The following is a 19,621-nucleotide window of genomic DNA, read 5'->3' on the forward strand; positions in this document are numbered from 1 at the left end:
ACGACATGGTCCTCTACCAGATCTACCCACGCTCGTTCGCCGACTCCGACGGTGACGGGACGGGGGATCTGCAGGGCGTCCTCGACGGCGTGGGCCACCTCGAGTCGCTCGGAGTGGACGGGCTCTGGCTCTCGCCGATCATGCGTTCGCCGGGCGTCGACCACGGATACGACGTCTCGGACCCACGAGACGTGGACCCACTGTTCGGGGACGTCGCCACCCTCGAGCGGCTGCTGGAGCGACTGCACGCCGCGGGCATGGTTCTCATCATGGACCTCGTGCCCAACCACACCAGCGCGGAGCACCCCTGGTTCGCCGACGCGGTCGCCGCCGGGCCGGGCAGCCCCGAGCGGGCACGCTACTTCTTCCGCGACGGGCGGGGCGAGGACGGATCCGAGCCGCCCAACAACTGGCCGTCCGTGTTCGGCGGCCCCGCCTGGACCCGCGTCACCGAGCCCGACGGCACGCCCGGGCAGTGGTACCTCCACCTCTTCGCCCCCGAACAGCCCGACCTCGACTGGTCGCACCCGGACGTCGCCGACGATCTCGAGCACACCCTGCGGTTCTGGCTCGACCTGGGAGTGGACGGGTTCCGGATCGACGTCGCGCACGGGCTCGCCAAACCCGCCGACCTCGCGGACCTGCCCGACGACGTGGAGATCGCGCAGCTCGTCGTCGACACCCGCGACACACGGTGGGACCAGCCCGGCGTCCACGATGTCCACCGACGGATCCGGCGCGTCCTCGACGACCACCCCGGCACCGCCGCCTTCGGTGAGGTCTGGGTGGGCTCGGTCGAGCGGTTCGCGCGCTACCTCCGGCCCGACGAGCTGCACTTCGCGTTCCACTTCGCCCTCACGGGCGCCCCGTTCGAGGCGGCGGCGATCCGAGAGGCGATCGACTCCACCCTCGAGGCCGCCCGCGTCTCCGGCACCGCCCCCACATGGGCGTTGTCGAACCACGACGTCGTGCGCGAGGTAACCCGCTACGGCAACGGCGCCATCGGCACCGAGCGCGCCCGCGCCATGCTCCTCGTCGCGCTCGCCCTGCCGGGCATCACGTTCGTCTACAACGGCGCCGAACTCGGCCTGCCCAGCGACTACTCCATCCCCCACGATCGGCTCACCGATCCGACCTGGGAGCGCACCGCCCACGCCGAGACGGGGCGTGACCACTGCCGCGTCCCCATCCCGTGGGACGGCGACCGGCCGCCGTACGGGTTCTCGGACTCGCCGCGGACCTGGCTGCCGATGCCCGACGGCTGGGCGCCGCTGACGGTGGCAGCGCAGGAGGCCGACCCCCATTCCACGCTGGCGCTGTACCGGCGAGCGATCGAGATCCGGCGGTCGTGGCCTCCCGCGGGATCCTCGACGGTCGGGTGGGACGACAAACTTGACGGGTGTCTACTGTTTTGGCGCGAGGACGGCCCGGTCCTGTGCATGATCAATACAACGCGTCACGCGGTGCAGCTGCCCGACGGTGACGTGGTGCTCGCGTCGGGCCCCCTCGACGGGAGGAGACTGCCACCGGACACCGCCGTGTGGCTCCAGCGCTGACCAGTGAAGGGTTCGGAATATGCGACTTTCCGGTAAGACGGCCATCGTGACCGGAGGGGCCGGCGGCATCGGCCGCGGCATCACGCGTGCGTTCGTCGCCGAGGGAGCCCGCGTCCTGGTGGTGGACATCAACGACGAGGCCGGGGAGGCGCTCGCCGCCGAGCTCGGTGACGCGGTGCGGTATCTGAACTCCGACATCTCGGTGGAGGCCAACGCGGAGAAGATCGTCGCCGCCGCTGTCGACGCCTTCGGCCACCTCGACGTGCTGGTCAACAACGCGCACGCCTCCCGTCAGGCCCCGCTGTTGCAGACCACCGGCGACATGATGGACCTGTCGTTCAACACCGGCTTCTACCCCACGTTCTGGCTCATGAAGGCCGCGCACCCGCACCTGGCGGAGCGGGACGGCTCGGTGATCAACTTCGCCTCCGGCGCCGGGATCGACGGCAGCCCCACCCAGGCGTCCTACGCCGCCGCCAAGGAAGCGATCCGCGCGATCAGCCGGGTGGCCGCCAACGAGTGGGCTCGCGACGGGATCAACGTCAACGTCATCTCCCCGCTCGCACTCACCGAGGGCGTCGAGGCGTATATCGAGGCGAACCCGGGGATCGAGAAGAAGCTGCTCGCGGGCACCCCCATGCGGCGGTTCGGCGACCCCGAATCCGACATCGGGCGGGTCGCCGTGTTCCTGGCCAGCGACGACGCGTCCTACATGACAGGGCAGACGATGGTGGTCGACGGCGGCAGCCTCATGCTCCGCTAGTCACCGGCCCGGAGCCTCGGTACCAGGACGTCGCGGACGGTGTCGGGGTTGCGTTCGACCACCACCCACCGTCGGCCCAGCCCGCGGGCGGCCACCGCTGTCGTCCCCGATCCGGCGAACAGATCCACGACCAACTCGCCGGGTTCGGTGGCCAGCTCGACGATCCGCCGCATCAGCGCCTCCGGCTTGGGCGTGCGGAACCCGTCGACCCCGGCCGCCCGCAGCTCGGCGCGGGCGGTGTCGGTGGAGCCGACCTCCTGGGCCAGCCAGATCGTCTTGAGCTTCTTGATGCGGCCCAACTCGAATCTGTCGCGCTGGTACACGTCCACGCGCGGGCCGCTGCGCCCCCGGACGGTGCGGCACACCAGGTCCCCCACCCGCTCGCGAGCCCGGTCGCGCGACCAGCGCCACACCGCCGGCGTGAGGTCGCCGAACACCGGAACGATCTCGACCAGGCCCGGGCCGGGTTCCACGGAGACGGCACCGGTCACGGGATCGCCGTAGAGCGGGTAGGTCATGGTGGGCGTGGTGCGGGGGTTGAAGCGCTTGTTGGTGTTGCGCAGCGGCAGGAGCCTGAAGCTGACGCCGTCGCCGTCTGTGAGCGGGAAGTCGGCGGGGTCGACCGCTGAGGCGACGCCGCCGGCGAGCCGCACCCGCTCCGGGTCGCGGGCGTACACCATGAGACGGTCGTGGGAGCCGGCGAAGAACCGGTCCAACTGGCGGCCCTTGGGGTTGCTCTCCACCGTGAGGTCGGCGATGAAGGCGTCGGTGCCGAAGACGTCGTCGAGCAGGCAGCGGACGCGGTGGGCCTCGGCGTCGTCGAGGTGGACCCACACGGTCCCTGTGTCGGCGAGCAGATCGCGGGCGACGACGAGGCGGCTCTCGATGTAGTCGAGCCACTCGAGGCGCGGCATGTTGTCGTGGTAGGAGTCGAATCGACCGCCGCGGTTGTACGGCGGGTCGAGGTAGACGAGCTGTGCGGTGCCTACGGGCACGAGGTCGTGCCCGGCCAGCGCTTCCGCGGACTCGGCGATCCGCGCTCCGTCGCCGACGAGGACGGCGCCGGCGTGCTCGCCGGGGAAGACCGCCTCGATCCGTGGGGGCGGCCCCTGCTCCGCGGGGGCCGGGACGCGTCCGCGCCCCGGCCACGAGACCGAGAAGCCCGGGGAGGTCACCGCAGCGGTTCGAGGGTGAGGGCGTCCGTGCGGCGGAACGCCGTGCCGTAGCGGGCGTCCAGACGCAGCCAGGCACCGCGTTCGCTCACCCGGACCGGTTCCCCCTCGGGGGCGCGGCCCGCCTTTTCCGGGACGAACCCGCACATCACCACGGAGAACACCGTGCGCATGTCCACGCCGACGGGGTGGTCGGTGTCCGCGCGGACGGTCAACGCCTCCTGGTCGAGCAGCGAGGGCGGGAGTCCTGCCGGACCGGCGTTCTCGCGCGCGGCCTCCCGCCCCGACTCGGTGAGATCGAGCAGGACCTGCGCGGGCACGTCCTCGACGCGGGTGAACCCGTCCGTGGGCGGCAGCAGCCCCTGCCAGGCGGAGACCAGAGGCATGCCGGGATCGATACGCCCCTCGAGGTCGCCGCGCTGCAGGACGTCGAGCTCGGTGAGCAGGTGGTCGGCGCCGCAGACGACGTCGCCACCGGGGCACGAACCGCCGAGGACGCGGACGACGAGCGCGCCGAAGGGGGTGCGGCCCCACACCCGCATCCGGTCCCCGCTCGAAGTGAGCCGGACGACGGTCGCCTCGTCGAGCCGCAGGAGCCGACGAAGGAGGGTCCGCACGTCATCGCGGTCGGCGGGATCCGGAATGCGGATCACGCTGTCCCCCGGCGCCGCGAGCGGCCCCGGCGCAGTCACGCCGCGTCCCCGTGCCGGAACTCCAGCAGATAGCCGCGCTCGTCGCGCGTGAGCCGGCGGGGCCGCTGGGTGGCGAGGTCGAAGGCGGCGATGGTGGCGGTGCAGTCCACCTCGGGTGGCTCGGAATCCGGAGTGGTACGCGCGCGGACCTCGTGGCGCGCGACGAACATCGCTCCGCCGACCTTCTCGCACCACATCCGGACGCGGATGGGCCCGTCGGCGTGGCGGATCTGGCCGCGGTACCTGACCGCCAGGTCGGTCATCACCGCGCCGGCGGTGAGCGTGGCGGTCGGCAGCCCCTCGGAGAAGAGCCACGGGATCCGCGCCTCCTCGATGAGGGTGATCATCCGCGCGTGGTTGACGTGGCGGTAGAGGTCCTGGTCCGACCAGCGGACGGGCATCGCCGAGGTGAACACCCGACGTCCCGGCTCCCCCGACACGCCCAGCGGGCCGCCGGCCTCGTAGACGAGCTGGTCGGTCACCCGGCCGACCCCTGGTCCGTGATCGCGGCCGGCTGCCGGGCGGCCTCCAGCACGTTGCGGACCCCGGACGGGATCTCCACCGCCGACGAGGTGGAGGTGTCGTAGGCGACCATGACCACCCGCAGCGTGCAGCAGACCTCGCCCGCGGCGTCGTAGATCGTCTGCCGGATCTGGTACGAGGTGGTGCCGACGTGCTCGACCTCGATCTCCACGTCCACTGTCGTGGAGTCCCGCAGGACGGGCCGCAGGTGGTCGATCTCGGTCCGGCGGACCACCTGCGGGAGGTTCCCGAGGCCGAACGGCCCGAAGCGGCTGCGGATGAACAGGATCCGCGCCTCTTGGGCGTACTCGATGTATTTGATGTTGTTGACGTGCCCGTACTGATCGAAGTCCGCCCACCGCACCTGCAGGGTGCAGCGGACCGTCCCGGCGTCCGTCGCGTCGCGTGACGTCATCCCGCCTCCTCCTGGTGGCCGAGCAGCGCGGCGCGCTCCTCGGGATTGATCTCCAACGTGGTGGTCTCGTCCGCCGCCGTCACCACCATGACGGTGTCGACGACCGCGCACGGCTCGGGGCCCGTGGACTCCGAGCCGATCGACGTCCGCATGGTGTACGAGGTGCGGCCGACGCGCAGTGTCCGCACGTCGACCCACACCTCGGGCACGCCCATGGCGATGGTGCGACGGAAATCGATCTCCATCCACCGCGCCAGGGCGATCGGCACCCGCGATCCCGAGACGCCGAACTTCTCACGGAAGAACATCCTCCGGGCGTCCTGGGAGAACTCCTGGAACCGCACGTTGTTGACGTGCGAGCCCACGAAGTCGGAAATGCGCAACGGGATGCGGACCCGGTACACGGCGCCCGGCGCACCGCTCCCGGCCGGAGCCGGAGCGGTGCCCGTGTCGCGGGTGGTCGGGGTCGCCATGGAGGTCAGCCCCGGGTGAGCTTGCGGTGGGTGACCCGGCTCGGGCGGGCCGCCTCGGGGCCGAGGCGCTCGACCTTGTTCTTCTCGTAGCCCTCGAAGTTGCCCTCGTACCAGTACCACTGGCCCTCGGCTACGTTGCCCTCCCAGGCGAGGATGTGGGTACAGGTGCGGTCGAGGAACCAGCGGTCGTGCGAGATGACCACGGCACAACCGGGGAACTCCTCGAGGGCGTTCTCGAGGCTGCCGAGGGTCTCTGTGTCCAGGTCGTTGGTGGGCTCGTCCAGCAGGATCAGGTTGCCGCCGACCTTGAGGGTCAGCGCCAGGTTGAGGCGGTTGCGCTCTCCACCGGAGAGGACGCCGGCCTTCTTCTGCTGGTCCGGGCCCTTGAAGCCGAACGCGCTGAGGTAGGCGCGCGAGGGCATCTCGTTCTGGCCGACCTCGATGAAATCCAGGCCGTCCGAGACGACTTCCCACACCGACTTCTCGGGATCGATGTTGGCACGGTTCTGGTCGACGTAGCTGAGCTTGACGGTGTCGCCGATCCGGACGGTGCCGGCGTCCGGCTCCTCCAGTCCGACGATGGTCTTGAACAGCGTCGTCTTACCGACACCGTTGGGGCCGATCACGCCGACGATGCCGTTGCGGGGCAGCGTGAAGGACAGGTCCTTGATGAGGATCCGGTCGTCGAAGCCCTTCTGGAGGTCGTTGACCTCGACCACCACGTTGCCGAGGCGCGGCGGGGTCGGGATCTGGATCTCCTCGAAGTCCAGCTTCCTGTGCTTCTCGGCCTCGGCCGCCATCTCCTCGTACTTGGCCAGTCGGGCCTTGGACTTGGACTGGCGGGCCTTGGCGCCGGAGCGCACCCACTCGAGCTCGGCCTTGAGGCGCTTCTGCAGCTTTTGGTCCTTCTTGCCCTGGACCTCGAGCCGCTCGGCCTTCTTCTCCAGGTAGGTGGAGTAGTTGCCCTCGTAGGGGTGCAGCTTGCCGCGGTCGACCTCACAGATCCACTGGGCGACGTGGTCGAGGAAGTACCGGTCGTGCGTGACGGCCATGACGGCGCCGGGGTAGCTGGCGAGGTGCTGCTCGAGCCACAGCACGCTCTCGGCGTCGAGGTGGTTGGTGGGCTCGTCGAGCAGCAGCAGGTCGGGCTTGCTCAGCAGCAGCTTGCACAGCGCGACGCGGCGGATCTCGCCACCGGACAGGTTGGTGACCGGCGCGTCACCCGGCGGGCAGCGGAGCGCGTCCATGGCCTGCTCGATCTGCGAGTCGACCTCCCAGGCGTCGACCGCGTCCAGGTACTCCTGGAGGACGCCCATCTCCTCCATGAGCTCATCGGTGTAGTTGGTCGCCATCTCCTCGGCGACCTCGTTGTACCGCCGCAGCTTGACCATGGTCTCGCCGAGGCCGTCCTCGACGTTCTCCTTGACGGTCTTGTCCGGGTCGAGCTCGGGCTCCTGCAGGAGGATCCCGACCGTGGCCTCGGGGTCGAGGAATGCCTCGCCGTTGGACGGCTGGTCCAGGCCGGCCATGATCTTGAGGATCGAGGACTTACCGGCGCCGTTGGGGCCGACCACGCCGATCTTCGCACCGGGGTAGAAGGCCATCGTGACGTCGTCGAGGATCACCTTGTCCCCGTGCGCCTTACGAACCTTCTTCATGGTGTATATGAACTCGGCCATTCTACCCTCTCACCTGCACAAATAGGTCACATCACCGCGGGCGGGCCGCGGGCACGACCCCCATGTTACGTGTCCGCCCGCGGCCCCGGCGTCCTCGGCGGACGCCGCCCCCGCGACGCACCGCCCCTACAGGCCGGACGCCCCCACGAATACGCCGTCCTCGGCCGGATCCGTGTCCGACTCGTCGAGGTCCTGCGACCCGATCTCCATGGCGTCCTCGTCCGGCTTGGCGCGGCGCACCGTGACGTCCATCCGCGACAGGTCCGGACCCAGCGCGCTGACGCGCATCTCGAGGTCGCGCATGAGGTGGCCTTCGCGCTCGTACTCGTTGGTGAGCAACCGGCCGTGGACGATCACGCCGTCGCCCTTGCAGATCGACCCGGACGCCCGCTGCGCGAGCCGGCCCCAGCAGTTGGCCGAGAAGTACAGCGTGCCGCCGGTCTTCCACTCCCCCGACGTCCGGTCCTGGTAGCGGGTGTTGCTGGCCACCCGGAAGGAGAACACCTGGTCGTCGCCGACGCGCCGGGTGGTGGGGTTGGTGATCACGGTTCCGCGGACTGTGGTCTGGGCTTCGTTCATGGGCTCACTCCTGTCACGCTCGGCCGACCGTGCGCCGGCCTCGTGCTCTGCAGAGTGCCCCACCTCGTCGTCGTCACCCCTCGTTCCCACCGCGCGCGGTGGTCACCCTGTGGAGAGGGGGCGGGGTGTGGAGAGAAGGGGGTCGACGACGACGAGGTGCGCGACCTCAGCGCCGGCGGTCCGCACGGGACATCTCCGCGAGCATCGCGTTATAGGCCCTGAGCTCGGCGTCGTCGTCCCGGTCGGCCTGCCGCTCCCCGCGCCGCGCCTCGCGCATGTCGCTCTGGTACCACTGCCACGCCAGGGCCAGCATGACGATCACCAGCGGGATCTCCCCCATCGCCCAGGCGACGCCGCCGCCGACCCGCTGACTCTGCAGCAGGTCCGGGATCCACGGAAGTCCGATGCCCGAGTACCAGCCCTCCGCCAGCACCGTGGGGTAGTTCATGAGCAGGATGCCGAAAAACGCGTGGAACGGCAGCGAGCTGAGCAGCACCATGAGCTTGTACATCGGCGAGAAGTGCCGCGGCGCCGCGTCCACGCCGATGATCACCCAGTAGAACAGGTAGCCACTGATGAGGAAGTGGACGTTCATGAACATGTGGCCCAGGTGCTCGGAGGCCAGCGTCTCGTAGAACCCGCCGAAGTAGATGATGTAGAAGCCGGCCACGAACTGCACCGACGCGACGATGGGGTGGGTGAGGAATCGCGAGATCGGGCTGTTGATGAACTCGACCAGCCACTCGCGCGGCCCCGGCGGGTTGCCCCGACCGGCCGCCGGCAGCGCCCGTAGCGCGAGCGTGAACGGGCCGCCCAGCGCGAGCAGGACCGGCACGAGCATCGAGATGATCATGTGGCCCACCATGTGGCTGGCGAAGTCGGCCATCATGAACATCCCCATGCCCGAACTGGTCGTGAGGAAGAGGATCACGCAGCCGGACACCCAGAAGGCGGTGCGGCCGGCCGGCCACGAGTCACCGCGCCGGCGCAGGCTGAACAGCCCCCACAGGTACAGGCCCAGCAGGATTACCGCGGCCAGGCCCAACACCAGGTCGAAGCGCCACGTGCCGAACACGGTGCCGAATCCAAATGGGCCGGGCAGCTCGAAGCCGAGCAGCGCCTCCTGGCGGGTGGGCACGTACAGCGGCGCCGGCGGCGGGGTGCGGCCCAGTGACACGGATAGTCCGATGGTGCCCGCCATGATGACGGACTCGGTGAGGATGATCCGCAGCATCGTCGCGCGGTCCACCGGGGCGTTGGCGCCCTTGGACTCGATCCGGTTGATGACCCGGCGGCGCACCGCCAGGCCGAACAGGGCGAGCAGGCACAGCACGAGCGCCTTGCACACCACCAGCAGCCCGTAGGTGGAGGTGAACAGGTCGGCGGGGTGCAGGCGCACGATCGCGTTGATCACGCCCGACAGGCCCAGCGCGATGATCGCCACCGTCGCCACCGCCGAGTAGCGACGCAGGGCCAGGGCCACCCGCGTGCCGCCGACCCACGTGTGGGCGATCACCGCGACGAGCCCGCCGATGTAGAACGCGGCACCGAACAGGTGGATGATCAGCGAGTTGGTGGCGATGTCGTGCGCGGTGCTACCCGAGGCGTGGCCCGTGGTCGCCACCGGTAGCAGCGAGAGCGCGGTGACGGCGAGCCAGATGACCGACCAGCGCCAGCTCAGCGTGAGTCGCTGCCCGATCCCGGCGACGAGCGCGATGATCGCGGCCCACCGCCACGAGGACGCCACGTCGATCTGGTTGATCGCCACCAGCCACTGGTCCGGCGGCAGCGACTGGAAGAACGTGCGCCCGGAGACGTCGGAGAGGGTCAGCGGGATGAGCAGCGCCGCCGCGACCGCCCAGGCGATGTTGGCCCAGGACGAGATCTGCTGCATGCGGTAGCCGTCCACATCGAGCGTCTTGTCCTTCTGCGGCGGAGTGAAGAACGCCGCGAACAGGGCGGCACCCACCGCCACCGACGCGAGCAGTTCGCCGATGGACCGCAGCGCCGGCAGCCCGGCCGTGGTGAGAACGCCCGGGTCGGGCACGCCCACCAGCTCCAGCGCGACGTCCCGCGACAGCGCGGAGAGCGGGATGACCACCGCGGCCGCCACCGCCGCGAGGAGCAGGACGAGCAGGACGATACTGCGGGTTCCGAGCCGCCCGGTGGTGGCTGGGGCGGTCTTCGACGACGTCATGACCACCATCGTAAGAACCCGGGCACCCCCGGGCCGATTCGCCGGTGCCGGGACCACCCCCCCCCCGGATCGGCTACCATTCACCCGGCGGCACCCTCGCGGTGTGTCGTAGGCCTCCGTAGCTCAGTGGATAGAGCATCCGGTTTCTACCCGGCTGGTCAGGGGTTCGAATCCTCTCGGGGGCGCCCAGTGCGTCGGGAGCCGGGGCTTCACCCATCGAGCAGAGCTTTTCGCACGCCGCCACTCGACAGATACGGGCGAAAAGCTCTTCTCGACGACTACGGACGATCGTGTCGTTCCGGTCGCCTGTGAGGTGGTCCGCCTACGCCTCGTCGCCGTTCGGCGCAGGAGAAGACTCCGGGCCACGCCCGGGCCCAGCGCCACGGCCCGGCCACATCACTTTCACCAGCCCGAGTATCGGAGGGGTGAGGAAGAAGCCGCCGGCGAGCGGGTTACCCGACGCGAAGAAGGCCACTGAGAGTGCCGTGAACAGCAGCAGAAGCGCTACTGCTGCGCGGCGGTCTTTGTCGGCACTGGCGATCTCGGCGTCCGCGAGCTTGTCTGCTCGTCTCGATCGGTCGACGGTCTCGGATTCCAGGACTCGGAGGAGCCGGTCGGCAGCCCCGGGAAGAACGTTGTCGTATGCGCCGAAGTCCGACGGGTGCGGCAGTAGACCCGACCATGACGCTGACAGAAGCTGCGACTCCTCGCGAACTACGCCAGCCTGCGGTCCACTCGCCCTCGGATCTTGTTCCGGACCTGAGAGAACCTCGCCTCTGCGCTGGGCTGGGACTCCTCGGCGATCCGGGCCCGGCGAATCCGAGACGTCGGGGTCGATGTCATTCGATCCAACCCCCGCATCCCCGCGGTGAAGGCGCTCCGGCTCGCTGTCATGCCTCTCAGTGTAGCCACGGTCGTCCTCTTCCTCGGTCCCGTTCGACTCCCCCATGGGGCGCGACGGTAGCCGTGGGGTCCGACACGATCTGTCCGCTCAGCCCGCGGCCTCACGCAGCCGGGCGAGCAGCGGCTCGGCCGCCTCCTCGAGGAACCGGTCGAGCGTGGAGTCGCCGATCTGGATGAGCGCGATGTCCGTGTACCCGGCCTCCCAGTACGGCCGGACCTTCTCCACGATCGCGTCGAGGTCGGGCCCACAGGCGAGCTGCTCCCCCACGTCCTCCGGCCGCACGAACTGGGTGGCGGCGGCGAACCCGGCGGTGGTGGGCAGGTCGGAGTTCATGGCCCAGCCGCCGGCGAACCAGCGGAATTGGTCGTGCGCGCGCTCGACGGCGGCCTTCTCGGACTCGGGGTCCCAGCTGATGGGGATCTGCGCGATCGCGCGGGCACCGTCACCGATCCGCGTCTGCCCGTCCAGGGCGTTCCACTTCTCGATGTAGCTGCTCTCGGGCTCGGTCGCAATGAGGTGGTCGCCCAGCGGGCCGAGGTGCGCGAGCGCCTTCTCGCCCCCGGCGGCCACGCCGATAGGAACCCGCTTCTCGGGCAGATCCCACAGGCGGGCGGAGTCCACGCGGAAGTGCTCGCCGGAGTAGGTCACGAGGCCGCCGTCGAAGAGTTCGCGGATGATCTCCAGCGCCTCGACGGTCATCTCGTGCCGCTCGTCGACGGACGGCCAGCGCTGGCCGACGACGTGTTCGTTGAGGTTCTCGCCGGCGCCGATGCCCAGCATGAACCGGCCGTCCGACATGATCTGCACGGTCGCGGCCTTCTGCGCGACCACGGCCGGGTGGTACCGCAGGATCGGGCAGGTGACGTAGGTGCACAGGTCGACCCGTTCGGTGACGTGCGCGACCGCACCGAGCACGCTCCACACATACGGCGCGTGTCCCTGCGAGCTCAGCCACGGGAAGTAGTGGTCGGAGGCCACCTCGAAGTCGAACCCCGCCTGCTCTGCCTTGGCCGCGTAGCGCACGAGTTCCTTGGGGCCCGACTGTTCGGTCATGAGTGTGTATCCGAAGCGCGTCATGCCAATCGATCGTGCGCGCGAGCGACGGCGAGCGCCACCGGTCGACGCGGCCGAGCGCCGGTGAATGACGCCCCCGGCGTGCCCGAGGACACACCGTGTGCGGTTGCCGCCGCGCGGCGAGACGGGCACCTTCGGGGGCATGAGTTCCGAGCGCGCACTTCTTCTCGACGTCGACGGCACGCTGATCGACTCGACCTACGTCCACGTCGCGACCTGGTACCGGGCACTGGCGGAAGCCGGGGCGCCGGTTCCCTACGTAGAGGTCCACAAACGGATCGGCAAGGACGGATCCACGCTGGTGTCCGAACTCCTGGAACTCGCCGGTGTCGACGACGACGAGCGCGATGACATGGCGAGCCGGGCCAAGGACCTGCACACCGAGTATTACGCCGAGGCGCCCCTGAGGCTGCTCCCCGGTGGCCGTGAGCTCGTCCGCGGAGCCAAGGAACGCGGCTGGATCACCGTGCTCGCGACCTCGGCGGCGCCGTCGGAGTTCGAGCAGGCGCGCGAGTTGCTCGACGTGGACGACCACCTGGACGCCGTGACCACCGGCGAGGACGTCGACCAGGCCAAGCCGGATCCGACCATCGTGGCGATCGCCCTGGAGCGCTCCGGCGTCGACGCCGAGAACGCCATCATGGTGGGCGACGCGACCTGGGACGCGATCGCCGCCGCCAAGCTGGGCATCCGCTCGGTGGCGGTGCGCACGGGAGGGATCGGCGACGCCGAGCTCACCGAGGCGGGCTTCTCCACGATCGTCGATGACGCCGCGGCCGTCCTCGAACTCCTCGAGGCCGACGAGCTCTGACCGGCGAGCCCGGGGCGACCCTCCCGGGACGCCGGGGTAGCGCGCGGTCGCAGACGCGGCACGCCGGACTCTTAATCAGCGGGTTCAGGGTTTACCGAACGTCCGCCCAGCTACCGGCCGCCTCGTCGCGGGTCGGCGTCCGCACCGGCAACAGCAGGAGCAGGCCCACCAGCAACACCAGGCCGATGCCCGCGATGCCCGCGCGATCCGTCGCGAACGCCCACGTGAACAGCCCGAACAGGGCGGGGGCGAGGAACGAGACCGCGCGGCCGGTGGTGGCGTAGAGGCCGAACATCTGACCATCGCTGCCCGCCGGGGCCAGCCTGGCCAGGAACGACCGCGACGCCGACTGCGCGGGCCCCACGAACAGGCACATGAGCAGCCCGAAGACCCAGAACATCGCGGGGCCGTCGACGAACAGGAGCACGGTCATGGTCGCGATCATCGCCACCAGCGAGCCGATGATCACCGCCTTGGGGCCGACCTTGTCGTCGACAAGGCCCGCGGCCGCCGCCCCCAGCGCCGCCACCACGTTGGCGGCTACGCCGAAGATGAGGACGTCCCCGGGCGCCAACCCGTAGACCGTCACGGCCAGGATCGCCCCGAAGGTGAACACCCCGGCCAGGCCGTCCCGGAAGATCGCGCTCGCGACGAGGAACTTCACGGTGCGCGGATCCCGCCGCCACAGGCGCTTCAGATCGACCCAGAGGATGCGGTACGACGCGAGGAAGCCGGGCTCGTCGTCGTCGACCTCACCGGCGGCCCCACGGGCAGCGGCCGGGCGGTGCTCCGGCACCGACCGCAGCACCGGTAGCGCGAAGGTCGCGAACCACACGGCGGCGAGCAGACACACCAGGCGCACGTTCATGCCGCCGTCGGCGGTGACGCCGAGCAGCCCGCGGTCGGGGCCGTCGCCGGCGATGAAGCCGAGGAACGCCCCGAGCAGCAGGAAGATCCCGCCGAAGTAGCCCATCGCCCAGCCGAAGCCGGACACCCGGCCGACTGTGGCGGGAGTCGAGACCTGGCGCAGCATCGCGAAGTACGACACTTCGGCGAACTCGAAGGTGATCGATCCGATCGCCAGCAGGGCGAGCCCGATGAAGAACGACGGGTACGGGGCGTCCGCGTCGACGAGGAACATCAGCGCGGTGAGCAGAACCGTTGCGTAGGTCCAGATCGCGAGCGACCGTCGACGCCGACCGCCGCGGTCGGCGCGCTGCCCCATCACCGGCGCGGTGAGCGCGATGACCAGCCCGGCGACGGCGACGGAGATCGACAGCCACGTCGCGGCCGACAGCGGCCCGTCGAGGTCCGCGCCCACCGAGTCGGTGAGATAGACGGAGAAGACGAAGGTCACGATCACCGCATTGAACGCCGCCGACCCCCAGTCCCACATCCCCCAGGCGAAGACCTGGCCGCGCGGGGTGCGCGTCACCGCCGCCGAGGGCGTCGCCGCGACCGGGGACGCAGGTGAGGACGGTTCGGGGCGGTTCGACTGGTTCACACCCGTCACGCTATCCGGCCGGCGGCGACGCCATGAATTGGACGCCGTCGGATCGCGCGAATCTGTACACCGTCAACCTCGAATGTCTTAGTGCGTTCTTAGTCACAAAGCTCCTGGCGCCTGTGTGACGCCGCCTCCCCCTTTGGCGGTGCGCCGACATCCCCACATGAGGAGAACTCACCATGCAGTTCCGATCACCCGCCCGCCGCTCTCTCATCGCTCTTCTCGGCGCCGCCGGCCTCGTCGCCGGCAGTGGCGTCGCCGCCGCCCAGATCGCCCCCATGGCCCTGCCGGGCACCGACGACTCGACCGTGCAGATGGCGGTGGGATCCGGCCTCGCCACCGTGGAGGTCGACGCGGCGGACGAGGACGCCACAGTGGTGACCGGTACGTTCACCAATGACAGCGACGGCCCCCTGACCTGCAGCACCCCAGGAGCATTCGGCGCATCCGACGGTGGCACAGTGACCGACGAGGCGCTGGTCGACCGATCGTTGGCATTCCTGACGGGCAATATCCTGCCCAGCACGGGCGGACTGGTCGACACCGGTTCCCTCGCGGCCCGGCTCGGTTCCGGAAGCCTCGGCTCGCTCGGACTCGGCGATCCCGCGGCCGTCGAACTCGACGCCATCCAGCAGGCGCAGGATCAGGCACGTCTCGCCGGTCACTACGGCACCGCGCCCGGGTTCACCGTTGCCGCAGGCGCCAGCGAACCCTGGTCGGCGACGCTGTCCGTCCCGACCGTCGAGCGCACCGACTTCGACGCGGGCGCGCTGTTCACCTGCACTGATGAGAACGACCAGTGGTACGCCTTCGCCGGGTACGAGGTCTCCGACGACGACGATGCCGACGATGACGGGGGCTCGCTCAGCATGGGCTCGCTCGGGAGCTGACCCCCCTCTCCCGTCCAGCCCTCCGGCGGCCCCCGGCAAATGACGTTCGCCGGGGGCCGCGTCCCGCGCTCCGGCCGGTACGCTCAGCCTCGGTCCGCCAGCCCGCAGCCCCGAGGAGCCCCATGTCCCTGCCCACTCCCACCACGTCGAACCGAGCAGTCGTCACCGGCGCCTCCTCCGGGATCGGCATGGCGCTGGCCACCGAACTCGCACGGCGTGGACATTCGCTCATCGTGGTGGCCCGCAGCGAGGGAATCCTGCAGAACCTCAAGACGCGGCTCGAGAGCGAGTACGGCGTGAGCGTCGACGTCCGCCCCTGCGACCTCGGCAGCCCCGCCGAGCGCCAGCCCCTGCTCGACGAGCTGGCCACGCAGGAGATCTCGGTCCTCTGCAACAACGCCGGCATCGCCACGTTCGGACCCGTGGCGTCGCTGGACCCCGCATACGAGAAGCAGCAGATGCAGGTGAACGCGGTGGCCTGCCACGACCTGGTCCTGGCGGTCCTGCCCGGCATGGTCGAACGGCGCTCGGGAGCGATCCTCAACGTCGGATCGGCGGCCGGCAACATGCCGATCCCCAACAACGCCACCTACGCCGGCACCAAGGCGTTCCTCAACACCTTCTCCGAGTCCCTCCGGGGCGAACTCATCGGCTCCGGCGTCAACGTCACCCTCCTCGCGCCCGGGCCGGTGCGCACCGAGGAGATCGCCGAGGAGGACAAGACCTTCGTCGACCGCCTGGTCCCCGATCGCCTCTGGGTCGACACCGAGTACACCGCCCGCGTCTCGCTGGACGCGCTGGCCCGCAACAAGATGCGCGTGGTGCCCGGCCCGCTGAGCCAGGCCATGTCCGTGGCCGGCAACTACATCCCGCGCGGGATCATGGCGCCCGTCGTGGGCAGGTTCTACGCCAAGCTCGGCGAGGGCCAGCAGGGCGACGGCGCCTGACCGGAACGCCCCTGCGGTCGAGCCCTCAGAACTCGCCTCGCGGCGCCGCGTTCAGGCCGAGATCCCGCACCTGGCGGGCCACGACCGCGTCATAGAGGCCGTCGGCGGGCTCGAACATCCCGACGAAGTGTCCCGCGAGCTCGTGACCCACGAAACCGACGAGCTCGGAGATCGCCGCGACGACCGCCGCAGCCCCCGAGGAATCCATCCCCGTCCCGTCGACCAGTGCCCGCAGGCCCTCCCCTGATCGCAGATCGGCGGTCCACGCGACCCGCCTCGGACCGACACAGTCGAGGAACGGCGCCGCGACCGCGCCCGCGGCCGGGATCGTCTCGGGCGGTGCGACGTACCCGGGGATCGGGGTGCCGTAGATGAGCTGGAACTCGTGGGGGGTGGCGAGACCCCAACGGCGCAGCGCCGTGGCGAGCCGCGACCACCGGTCGGCCACGGCGACGCCGGAGCCCGCGGCGGCACCGGAAGCCGCGTCGCCGTGGTCGGCCGCGGCGGCGAGAGCATCGGCGAGGTTGGCGTAGCTCTCCATGATCATCGCGGTGAGCAGGTCCTCGCGTGCCGGGAAGTATCGGTAGACGGCAGACGAGACCATGCCCACCTCCCGAGCGACCGCCCGCATCGAGAGCCCGACCCCGCCGACTCTGGCGATCTCCGCACGTGCCGCTCCGAGAATCCTCTCGGTCGTCTCAGCCCTGGCCTCGGCGCGTCTGCCCATGGCGGCGATTCTGCCAGAATTCCGAGAGCAGTGCTCTTGATTAGTCGCCCGGTCCGGCCTACCGTGGGTTCTGATCCACTCTGAGAGCACCGCTCTCCTATCGGCCGGAGGCCCCGATGACCCTTCGCACGCACCGCCCGGTTCCCCATTCCTCGATCGCGGTCCTCGCCGTCGTCACCGGCACCCTCATGGCCGCGTACCTGTCGATTCGTCCCTACGGCGACGGGGGCGGCGCTGAGTCCCTCGCCGCGGCCGAGGCGTTCGCTTCGCCGCTGTGGGTCTGGTCGCACCTCGCGGGGGCGGGAGCGCTCGTCGCCTCGGCAGCCCTGTGGTCATCGCTCGCCTCCGCGCGAGTGGGCCTGGTCGCCGCGCTGGGCGCCGCGCTCGTCCTGCCCTACTACGGGACGGAGACGTTCGCCCTGCACGCGATCGGTCAGCGGGCCCTGGATGACGCACCCGGCGCACTCGAACTGGTACCGACGGTGCGGAACGATCCGACCGCCATGGCCCTCTTCGGGGTGGGGCTGCTCGCGCTGGCCAGCGCCGGTCTCGCCTCCGCGCTCGGCTGGCGTCGCACCCACGGCCGGGGGCCTGTGGCGGGCGCCTTCCTCCCACTGGCGGTGCTCGCGGCGTTGTTCCTGCCGCAGTTCCTCCTCCCGCCGGTCGGCCGCATCGCCTACGGGGTGCTGTTCGCCGCGGCGGCCGGCTACGCCGCGTACACACTGACCACCTTCCGCGGCGCCGCTGCGACGCACGGGCCCCGGGCGTTCCGAGTGCCGGGGATATAGTCGAACGATGCCCGAGCCGACCCCCGCCGAGACCGCTGCCCCGTCGACGTCACCGACGCCCCACCAGGAATCGAAGAACGATCGCATCGTCTGGATCGACTGCGAGATGACCGGCCTCGACACCACGAACGACAAGCTGGTGGAGATCGCCGCCCTGGTCACCGACTCCGAACTCAACGTGCTGGGCGAGGGCGTCGACATCGTCATCCACGCCTCCGACGCCGCGCTCGACGCCATGGTGCCGGTGGTGCGGGACATGCACGCCTCCTCCGGCCTGACCGAGGAGATCCGCAGGTCGACGGTGACGGTTGCCGAGGCCGAGAAGGCCGTCCTGGACTACGTACGGACGTGGGTGCCGGTGGCCGGGTCCGCTCCCCTGGCGGGCAACTCGATCGGCACCGACCGCGGCTTCCTCGCCCGCGACATGCCCGAGCTCAACTCCTACCTGCACTACCGGATGATCGACGTCAGCTCCATCAAGGAACTGTGCCGCCGGTGGTACCCCCGCATCTACTTCGGCCAGCCCGAGAAGGGCATGTCCCACCGCGCCCTGGCGGACATCAAGGAGTCGATCCGCGAGCTGCAGTACTACCGGGCCACCGCGTTCGTCCCGCAGCCCGGCCCGACCAGCGACGAGGTCAAGAAGGCCGCTGCGGAGCTGCCCGCGGTCGAGTAGTCGCCACCTGGGGATTTCCCGGCGAGGCCACCGAGGAGGTAAAGTCGTCAGCGCTGTCCGCGAGGGCAGCGGTGGTGGCTGTAGTTCAGCTGGTAGAGCACCAGATTGTGATTCTGGTTGTCGCGGGTTCGAGTCCCGTCAGCCACCCCGACCGCGATGGCGGGTGATGCGCACTTCGGTGTGAATCACCCGCCATTCGCATCTGCGGGACATCCGCGGCTGGCCTCCGCCGTGATGCGCGCCGGTCTACCAGCGGTTGCGGGACTGCTCCGCCCAGCCCACCAGCCCGTCGAGCGAGACCTCCGTGCCGTCGTCGAGCACGCCGGTGCCGTGCCACGTGCCGAACGCCTGATGCGTCTTCACCGCCAGCACCCCGAGTTCGGTGATGTCGCGGCGCAGGTGGAACGGCGTGAGCGTGGCATCCAGGCGCTCCCCTTGCACCCGCCACGGCCCCGCCGGATCCGACACGTCATAGGTCCACTGCAGGTCCTCGCCGAGCTTGTGCATCCGGCCGTCGACGAGGATCCCGTTCTCGGTTGATCCGGTGCCGTCCGTCCACTTGCCGCCCACCTGAACAGCCCGCGTCGAGCCAGCCACCACACCGCTGCCCGCGCCCCAGTTCCAGGTGGTCGCGTACCGCCAGCGGCCCCGCCCGCGATCGAGCACCGCCCAGCCGGTGCCGAGGTCATGCGTCGTGCCGTCGAGGGTCACCGACCCGGTCACGGGATTGGCCAGATCCTTGAGGGTGTACTGGAACCGCCGCTCACTCCACGGGACCACCACCGCGAGGCTGTCGTGCTCCGGGCGGCTGACCTGCAGTCTGACCTGTAGATCCCGCGCCTGCACACGGATGGAGGTGGCGTCCTCGTCGTCGTCGACCTCGATGGCCACCCGACCTCCGCCCACGCCGGCCGATGCCCGCAGGGACCCGTCACCCGGCGCGTCACCGAAACGCGGCCTGTGGAGCGGCCTGATCCCGCCGCGGACGGTCTCCCGCCCCGTGGCGCGGTCCAGCACGTAGACCGCGCAGTTGGCCAGGTAGTCCAGCCCGGCGACCGTCAGCCCCACCACGAACCGGTCGGTGACGATCCCCCAGTACTCCCACCGCTTGGTCCTCCCCCAGCCGGCGATGTGTGTGCGATGAAGGGGTCGTCGGGACCAGCCCACGGCGTCCGGGTTGAGCATGCGGCCCCGGGCCAGGTCGACGGGTCTAGTGATCTCGCGTTCGGCGGTCATGGGGTCACTGTCG

At 70.2% G+C, this 19,621-nt stretch carries 20 protein-coding genes and 2 tRNA genes; 9 read left to right on the top strand and 13 right to left on the bottom strand.

From position 1 onward, the window contains the following. The first annotated feature begins 5 nt into the window (after positions 1–5). On the top strand, positions 6–1,556 hold the full coding sequence (locus tag KHA85_RS01010; RefSeq protein ID WP_213184512.1) for a glycoside hydrolase family 13 protein: 1,551 nt from the start codon (positions 6–8) through the stop codon (positions 1,554–1,556). 19 nt (positions 1,557–1,575) lie between these two features. Continuing rightward, a complete protein-coding gene (locus KHA85_RS01015) occupies positions 1,576–2,319 on the top strand; it encodes an SDR family NAD(P)-dependent oxidoreductase (RefSeq protein ID WP_213184479.1) in 744 nt (247 codons plus the stop codon). Here KHA85_RS01015 and KHA85_RS01020 read toward each other — a convergent pair. From KHA85_RS01020 to KHA85_RS01055, 8 genes are all read right to left on the bottom strand, one after another. Continuing rightward, positions 2,316–3,494, bottom strand: a complete 1,179-nt coding sequence (locus KHA85_RS01020; RefSeq protein WP_213184480.1) for a site-specific DNA-methyltransferase — start codon at positions 3,492–3,494, stop codon at positions 2,316–2,318. The two genes, KHA85_RS01015 and KHA85_RS01020, sit on opposite strands and share 4 nt — an antisense overlap. Continuing rightward, positions 3,491–4,144, bottom strand: coding sequence for a DUF8185 domain-containing protein (locus tag KHA85_RS01025; protein ID WP_308936811.1), 654 nt, complete (start codon positions 4,142–4,144; stop codon positions 3,491–3,493). Before KHA85_RS01025 ends, KHA85_RS01020 begins: the two co-directional genes overlap by 4 nt. 35 nt (positions 4,145–4,179) lie before the next feature. Further along, on the bottom strand, positions 4,180–4,665 hold the full coding sequence (locus tag KHA85_RS01030) for an acyl-CoA thioesterase (protein ID WP_213184482.1): 486 nt from the start codon (positions 4,663–4,665) through the stop codon (positions 4,180–4,182). Beyond that, positions 4,662–5,120, bottom strand: a complete 459-nt coding sequence (locus tag KHA85_RS01035; RefSeq protein ID WP_213184483.1) for an acyl-CoA thioesterase — start codon at positions 5,118–5,120, stop codon at positions 4,662–4,664. The genes KHA85_RS01030 and KHA85_RS01035 overlap by 4 nt, the downstream gene beginning before the upstream one ends. Continuing rightward, complete coding sequence (locus KHA85_RS01040; RefSeq protein ID WP_213184484.1) at positions 5,117–5,593, bottom strand: acyl-CoA thioesterase; 477 nt, start codon at positions 5,591–5,593, stop codon at positions 5,117–5,119. The genes KHA85_RS01035 and KHA85_RS01040 overlap by 4 nt, the downstream gene beginning before the upstream one ends. Before the next feature lie 5 nt (positions 5,594–5,598). Continuing rightward, positions 5,599–7,272 carry an energy-dependent translational throttle protein EttA gene (gene ettA, locus KHA85_RS01045; RefSeq protein ID WP_007626691.1) on the bottom strand — a complete coding sequence of 558 codons (1,674 nt, stop codon included), beginning with the start codon at positions 7,270–7,272 and terminating at the stop codon, positions 5,599–5,601. 126 nt (positions 7,273–7,398) lie between these two features. Next, complete coding sequence (locus KHA85_RS01050) at positions 7,399–7,851, bottom strand: single-stranded DNA-binding protein (RefSeq protein ID WP_213184485.1); 453 nt, start codon at positions 7,849–7,851, stop codon at positions 7,399–7,401. Positions 7,852–8,017: 166 nt separating this feature from the next. Further along, positions 8,018–10,048, bottom strand: coding sequence for a bifunctional copper resistance protein CopD/cytochrome c oxidase assembly protein (locus KHA85_RS01055; RefSeq protein ID WP_213184486.1), 2,031 nt, complete (start codon positions 10,046–10,048; stop codon positions 8,018–8,020). Between the two features lie 112 nt (positions 10,049–10,160). Between KHA85_RS01055 and KHA85_RS01060 the strand changes: the two genes are divergently transcribed. Next, positions 10,161–10,233, top strand: a tRNA-Arg gene (locus KHA85_RS01060). Positions 10,234–10,370: 137 nt separating this feature from the next. On the opposite strand, the gene KHA85_RS01065 is transcribed toward KHA85_RS01060, so the two are convergent. Together KHA85_RS01065 and KHA85_RS01070 are read right to left on the bottom strand one after the other, a co-directional pair. Beyond that, on the bottom strand, positions 10,371–10,997 hold the full coding sequence (locus KHA85_RS01065) for a DUF2335 domain-containing protein (protein WP_213184487.1): 627 nt from the start codon (positions 10,995–10,997) through the stop codon (positions 10,371–10,373). Positions 10,998–11,039: 42 nt separating this feature from the next. Then, positions 11,040–12,029, bottom strand: coding sequence for a TIGR03557 family F420-dependent LLM class oxidoreductase (locus KHA85_RS01070; RefSeq protein WP_063973991.1), 990 nt, complete (start codon positions 12,027–12,029; stop codon positions 11,040–11,042). Between the two features lie 97 nt (positions 12,030–12,126). Here KHA85_RS01070 and KHA85_RS01075 point away from each other — a divergent pair, with 97 nt between their 5' ends. Next, a complete protein-coding gene (locus KHA85_RS01075) occupies positions 12,127–12,837 on the top strand; it encodes an HAD family hydrolase (RefSeq protein WP_308936812.1) in 711 nt (236 codons plus the stop codon). 91 nt (positions 12,838–12,928) lie between these two features. Here the strand turns inward: KHA85_RS01075 and KHA85_RS01080 are convergent, their stop codons facing one another. Continuing rightward, complete coding sequence (locus KHA85_RS01080) at positions 12,929–14,233, bottom strand: MFS transporter (protein WP_236884987.1); 1,305 nt, start codon at positions 14,231–14,233, stop codon at positions 12,929–12,931. 290 nt (positions 14,234–14,523) lie between these two features. Between KHA85_RS01080 and KHA85_RS01085 the strand changes: the two genes are divergently transcribed. Together KHA85_RS01085 and cmrA are read left to right on the top strand one after the other, a co-directional pair. Then, positions 14,524–15,234, top strand: a complete 711-nt coding sequence (locus KHA85_RS01085; RefSeq protein WP_213184488.1) for a hypothetical protein — start codon at positions 14,524–14,526, stop codon at positions 15,232–15,234. 122 nt (positions 15,235–15,356) lie between these two features. Beyond that, positions 15,357–16,181, top strand: coding sequence for a mycolate reductase (gene cmrA, locus KHA85_RS01090; protein WP_213184489.1), 825 nt, complete (start codon positions 15,357–15,359; stop codon positions 16,179–16,181). A 25-nt stretch (positions 16,182–16,206) separates the two neighbouring features. Here cmrA and KHA85_RS01095 read toward each other — a convergent pair whose 3' ends face one another. After that, entirely contained in the window at positions 16,207–16,908 is a 702-nt protein-coding gene (locus KHA85_RS01095; RefSeq protein ID WP_213184490.1) for a TetR/AcrR family transcriptional regulator, read from the bottom strand. Positions 16,909–17,024: 116 nt separating this feature from the next. Between KHA85_RS01095 and KHA85_RS01100 the strand changes: the two genes are divergently transcribed. From KHA85_RS01100 to KHA85_RS01110, 3 genes are all read left to right on the top strand, one after another. Next, positions 17,025–17,696, top strand: a complete 672-nt coding sequence (locus tag KHA85_RS01100) for a hypothetical protein (RefSeq protein ID WP_213184491.1) — start codon at positions 17,025–17,027, stop codon at positions 17,694–17,696. Positions 17,697–17,703: 7 nt separating this feature from the next. Then, on the top strand, positions 17,704–18,372 hold the full coding sequence (gene orn, locus KHA85_RS01105) for an oligoribonuclease (protein ID WP_213184492.1): 669 nt from the start codon (positions 17,704–17,706) through the stop codon (positions 18,370–18,372). A gap of 74 nt (positions 18,373–18,446) precedes the next feature. Further along, positions 18,447–18,519 (top strand) — tRNA-His (locus KHA85_RS01110). Positions 18,520–18,618: 99 nt separating this feature from the next. Here KHA85_RS01110 and KHA85_RS01115 read toward each other — a convergent pair. After that, complete coding sequence (locus KHA85_RS01115; RefSeq protein ID WP_213184493.1) at positions 18,619–19,608, bottom strand: DUF2804 domain-containing protein; 990 nt, start codon at positions 19,606–19,608, stop codon at positions 18,619–18,621. Positions 19,609–19,621 lie beyond the last annotated feature (13 nt).

The sequence above is a fragment of the Dietzia massiliensis genome, from assembly GCF_018390595.1.
GTDB classification, from domain to species: Bacteria; Actinomycetota; Actinomycetes; order Mycobacteriales; family Mycobacteriaceae; genus Dietzia; species Dietzia massiliensis.